This is a genomic window from Helicobacter bizzozeronii (genome assembly GCF_900196775.1).
Taxonomy (GTDB): domain Bacteria; phylum Campylobacterota; class Campylobacteria; order Campylobacterales; family Helicobacteraceae; genus Helicobacter; species Helicobacter bizzozeronii.
Map to the genome: position 1 here is coordinate 1 of NZ_FZLB01000078.1, position 4,543 is coordinate 4,543.

Here is a 4,543-nt window from a genome sequence, read left to right on the forward strand (position 1 = left end):
CACGCCCAAAAGATATTAGAGCCTGTAGAGTTTAAAAGTTTAAAAGAAATGTTCAGCCACAACGCACCTAGCTTCTATCTCTTAATGCGTGATGGGCGTTTCCCTAGCCTCAATCTTGCCCCCTATCTCACGCCCGCATTAGAAGCCACAGCCTCAGCCCTCAAAGCAGGTGAGCGGGCAGATAACTTCGCCCATATCTTAGAGAGATTACAAACGCTTCTAAGCAGCACGCACAAAGATGGCACAAATGCAATGGTGCAACTCAACCCCTATGCTTATGAGGATATGCTAAGCGAAATTCTAGGGGCTGGTTTTGCCCGATTTGCGCGTTTAAAGGGGGCAACAGAGAGTCTGTATGACTTTTTAAAAGGATTGCCTAACAAGTTTGCAGAAGCCTCGATGCCCCGTTTGGCTTTTGAGGGCGTGTCTGCTAAGAAACTAGCTGATGTCAATGTCTATGACTTTGCCAAAGAGCTCATCACCAGCACGCAAAACCCAACCCAATCTGTTATGCGTGTGGCTTCCTTATTGCCTGAATTGGAGAAAAAGAGCGCACAAGCCAGCCAAGCCCTAGCCAATACCCCAGAGATGCAAATTTTGCAGAGGGCACAGAGTCGCAGTGCTGGGGGGATTAAGGACAATCTACCCCAATCAAACCACTCGGAGGGCAAGATTGAGAGCAAGCAGGAGGATAGCCTTAAGCCCAGCACTGCAGGGGCTCAAAAACCACCCACCAACAAAAGCCTACCCACTAAGAGCACTTTAACAGAGGACTTAAGCCCTGCAGAGATTAAAAACCACATAGAGCAATGGGATTTGCAAAACCCCAACCCAAAGAATAAGGCAGTAATTGCTAAAGTGGAGGGTAAGGAGCTAGAGCAATTAAGTCAGGAATTCAAGTTTAATGGGAATTACGCCCTAGCCAGAGAGATTGATGCCCAGCATGTAGCGCACGCCTTGAATAGGCATAGCGACCCTAAGATTGAGATGTCGCGCAACCAAATACCGCTTACAATCCAAGATATTAGCAATTATCCTAATATTGCCAAGAGTGCAGATGTGCGCGAAGTGCAAGGTAAGAAGATTAAGTATAAAAAACAAATCAACGGGCATTTCGTGGTTATTGAAGAGGTTTTAACCGCGCAAAACAAGTTAAGGTTTGTAACGATGTGGAAAAGTAATGGGAAGCTACGACCCTCCGAACGCCTTCCTTAATGGGATACGACCCTAGACCGAACTCTAAGGCGAGAGTTATAGCAAGCGCATTTTACCACACAAAAACCAAATAAAGGGAGTTTTTAGAGCTAAATGGGAAACTTGAGAATAACAAACATTTTCGCAGTGAGTATGCGGACTATTCCAAGAATAGCGGAAACCTCCCTAAGCCCCAAGCCTAGTGTCTCCCACGCACTGACTTACACTGCTAGGAAAATCTAGCTAAATCTTACTTAAAACCCAAAGGAGCGACCATTCTAACCCCCTATCTCAACCAAGTTTTTAACACTGACGCGTTGGAGTTTATGGCTAAATTGCCTGATAGTTGTATTGATTGTGTCCTTATTGATCCGCCTTATTGCAGTGGGGGTGTGAAGTCTTTAAATGCACGCAATGCCAGCACGAATAAAAAATATGTGGGCGATAACTCCAAATACTACGAATTTCTAGGCGATGGTAAAGACCAGCGGGTTTTTATAAGGTGGATGGGTTTTGTCTTTGCCCAAATTGAGAGATTGTTAAAGCCTAGCAGTTACTTTTTTAGTTTCATTGATTGGCGCATGTTGCCCGCTTTATCTGATGCGGTCCAGTTAGCCGATCTGGCTTGGCGGGGTGTTATTGTGTGGGATAAGGGCAGGGGTGCTAGACCCTTTCCCAATGGCTTTAAACAACAATGCGAGTTTATTGTCTGGGGCACTAAGGGGGAACTACCCAACACACAAGAAGCCAATTATCATTATGGCTATATTCAAGCCTACTTACACGCCAGCAAAAAGCTACACGCCACCCAAAAGCCCCTAGAGGTCTTAAAACACCTCTTAGCCATTGTGCCTAAGGGCGGGATTGTGTTAGATTGTTTTGCCGGGAGTGGTTCTACTGGAGTGGCGTGTGCGCATTTAGGGCTTAATTTTATTGGGGTGGAAAAATCTAAGCAATATGCTCAGATCGCCCAAGAGAATTTAAGACGGGCTTTAGGTGATGAGGGGTTATTTGCATGAAAATGCTTTTATTGTGCGCGCTCTTGGGCTTTACAGCCTGCACGCCCAGAGTGGTTTATAAAGATGTCTATATCCCCACTAGGTGTCAGATTAGCAAACCAAGCAGACCCAGCAAGGACTTAGATATGTTGGAATATCTAAAGGCACTCCTAATCTACACCCAAGAGCTAGAGAAAGATTTAGATTTTTGTTTGCAAAAATGAGTTTGTTGGCTGTATTTTTGTTAAAACCAAGTTAAGTTAAGCAAATGTGTGGCACAATGGTATCAGTGGTTACCCCCGCCCATAGGGCGAGGGCGGTTTTTAATATAATGGTTGGACGAGAACCATCAAAACCACTATGGTTGGACGAGAACCATCAAAACCACTAATACCACGAGTAATTTCATAGTAGGGTCTCCTTTCTAGGAGGTTACCCGCTTACAGCCTCCTGACCCACTATTAAAAGTTACGCCCATCGTCCTAAGAAAACCCTACTACTGGCACGCCCCATTTTAACCCATCTTTGCTTATTTTTAGCCTTTGCCCACCCTTAGGGTTATGCCCTTTGGCTTTTCATACTGGTTGCCCGTTTGGCTATTAAAATGCTTCGGGTTTTTGCCCTTTGATGTTGTTTGCCCGTATGACTATTAAAACACTAGCGCATTTGCAAACGCTGTGCTGTTGGCACAGGTGCTATAGATCAAGGGTGTTTTAGATTTTTAATGAGGGTTTTTGACATCCCCTTGAGTAGCCAGATTAAAGCCAGTGCCCACAAATAAATATCCATAAAGCCCACATAGAGCAAAACAAAAGAGTCGCCCTTGTTGAGTTGGTTTAAGGTTGCTAAGAACAAGGTGAGTAAAAAGAGCACGCCCAAGGGTCTATGCACCAAAAAGGCGAGCACGCTCCACAAGCACAAGCTCATAATGACCCATGTTGGGCTGGCATGCGTGAGGCTAAAGGGCAAGAGTTCTAACATATCTAAAAAGACAAAGACTCCAAAGAGGCTTAAAAATAAAGCCACCCTGAAAGGGAAGCATTCTAAGTTCTTGTATTTGGCAATTAAAGCCCATAAGCACAGCACAAGGCTTAAGGGGCTAGGCGTGCTAAAAAGCCCCACAAGTAACGCCGATAGGCTCATGGCATGCCACACTGGGATATGGCAAATCCCAAACACCCCTAAAGCTTTTAGCCAAGCGTATTTGCGGGCAAACACCGCCACGCATAGACTCACCGCTACGCTCAAAAACAAGGAGGGCAAAACAGAATGGGCGATCATGGCAAGCTTTTCAAATAAGCCAAATTAAAGATGATATGCTGGATGTGCTGGCGATCCTTTGTGTAGAGCACATGCACCTGATCTTTAAAAATTAAAGTGGCTGGGTAGCTCACCTCGCCCCCCTGTTGTGTAAAATCCAAGATACACAGAGGCTTAAAATAGCTAGGCTTATCAGGTGTGGGGGCAAATTGAGCCAACATTAAAGTGCTGCGGCTATTATAGCCCTCTTGGAGCGGGGCATTATAGATCAAATAAAGCGTGCCATTCACATTGAAGAGATTGAGCGAGTCATCATAGTTTTTGAGATTACTCAACTGGGGTGGATCCCATTTTAGGGGGGTTTGGCAGGTTTGGGTGTAGAGATCAAAGCGTTTGTAACTTCTAAATGCCATCAAAGCGCAATGTTGGTAGGGTGCAAGGCTGGGCTGGAGTTGCTGTTTTAGCAAATTAGGCTGGATCACACTCTCTAAGCGGGCGTGGGGGTCAAATTTGAGTAACAAGGGGGTTTTTTTAGCCAGCTCTTGATAAATGGGCAACACAAACCCGCCATCATCAGTGGACAGGGGGCTGGTGCGCACCAGATGGCTGATATTTAAAAAGGGGCTTAAGGGCAGGGTTTGGATAAAATCCAGTTGCGGGCTTTGGTTGTGCTGGAGCTGTTCTAAGACACGCTTTAGGGGAGCACAGAGCAGATAAATTTTAGAGGTCGCCCACCCGCCTAAACTCGCCCCCACCACGAATAAATACAGGGTGTTATGCGTGGCATACAGCACGGGGTTGCCTAAGATTTTGACAAACTCATGGGCTTTTTGGCTCAATAGGGGGGCTGAGAGCAAGGGCAGAGCTTGTCCCCACTCTTGGGTTTTCAGATTGTAAAGATGGGCATAGATTTTAACATCCCCCACCCCCTCCGCACACCCCCCAAATTAAGCCCCCACGAGATAATCTGTATCCAGCACGCTCAAGGTAGCCGCATGCATGCTTTTAGTGCCCGCCAGGGGGAGGGTTTTTTTAACAAAAAGGGGTGTCGTTCTGGGCTCCAGCTTGAGGGCTGGGGCTAGGCTAAAGGG

The 4,543-nt window shown here is 46.1% G+C and carries 4 protein-coding genes and 1 pseudogene; 3 read left to right on the top strand and 2 right to left on the bottom strand.

Annotated features, from left to right (window positions below; all coding sequences use genetic code 11):
* The 3 genes from C5684_RS07930 to C5684_RS07940 all read left to right on the top strand — a co-directional run.
* On the top strand, nt 1-1,215 hold a 1,215-nt coding region (locus C5684_RS07930), incomplete at its 5' end, for a PBECR3 domain-containing polyvalent protein (RefSeq protein WP_233708717.1).
* 305 nt (nt 1,216-1,520) lie between these two features.
* Nucleotides 1,521-2,213, top strand: a complete 693-nt coding sequence (locus tag C5684_RS07935; protein ID WP_233708718.1) for a DNA-methyltransferase — start codon at nt 1,521-1,523, stop codon at nt 2,211-2,213.
* Complete coding sequence (locus tag C5684_RS07940) at nt 2,210-2,416, top strand: hypothetical protein (protein ID WP_013890975.1); 207 nt, start codon at nt 2,210-2,212, stop codon at nt 2,414-2,416. Before C5684_RS07935 ends, C5684_RS07940 begins: the two co-directional genes overlap by 4 nt.
* Nucleotides 2,417-2,894: 478 nt before the next feature.
* Here C5684_RS07940 and C5684_RS07945 read toward each other — a convergent pair whose 3' ends face one another.
* Together C5684_RS07945 and C5684_RS07950 are read right to left on the bottom strand one after the other, a co-directional pair.
* Nucleotides 2,895-3,473: a hypothetical protein gene (locus tag C5684_RS07945; RefSeq protein WP_006017941.1), complete on the bottom strand. Its 579-nt coding sequence runs from the start codon at nt 3,471-3,473 to the stop codon at nt 2,895-2,897.
* Nucleotides 3,470-4,387 (bottom strand): annotated as a pseudogene (locus C5684_RS07950) (sialidase family protein); the annotation flags it as partial. The pseudogene C5684_RS07950 and the gene C5684_RS07945, both read right to left, overlap by 4 nt.
* Nucleotides 4,388-4,543: the final 156 nt, after the last annotated feature.

Bases quoted from the DNA above. Each gene is read 5' to 3' on its own strand.
- C5684_RS07940 (WP_013890975.1), top strand. From the start codon at position 2,210: ATGAAAATGCTTTTATTGTGCGCGCTCTTGGGCTTTACAGCCTGCACG.
- C5684_RS07945 (WP_006017941.1), bottom strand. From the start codon at position 3,473: ATGATCGCCCATTCTGTTTTGCCCTCCTTGTTTTTGAGCGTAGCGGTG.
- C5684_RS07935 (WP_233708718.1), top strand. From the start codon at position 1,521: ATGGCTAAATTGCCTGATAGTTGTATTGATTGTGTCCTTATTGATCCG.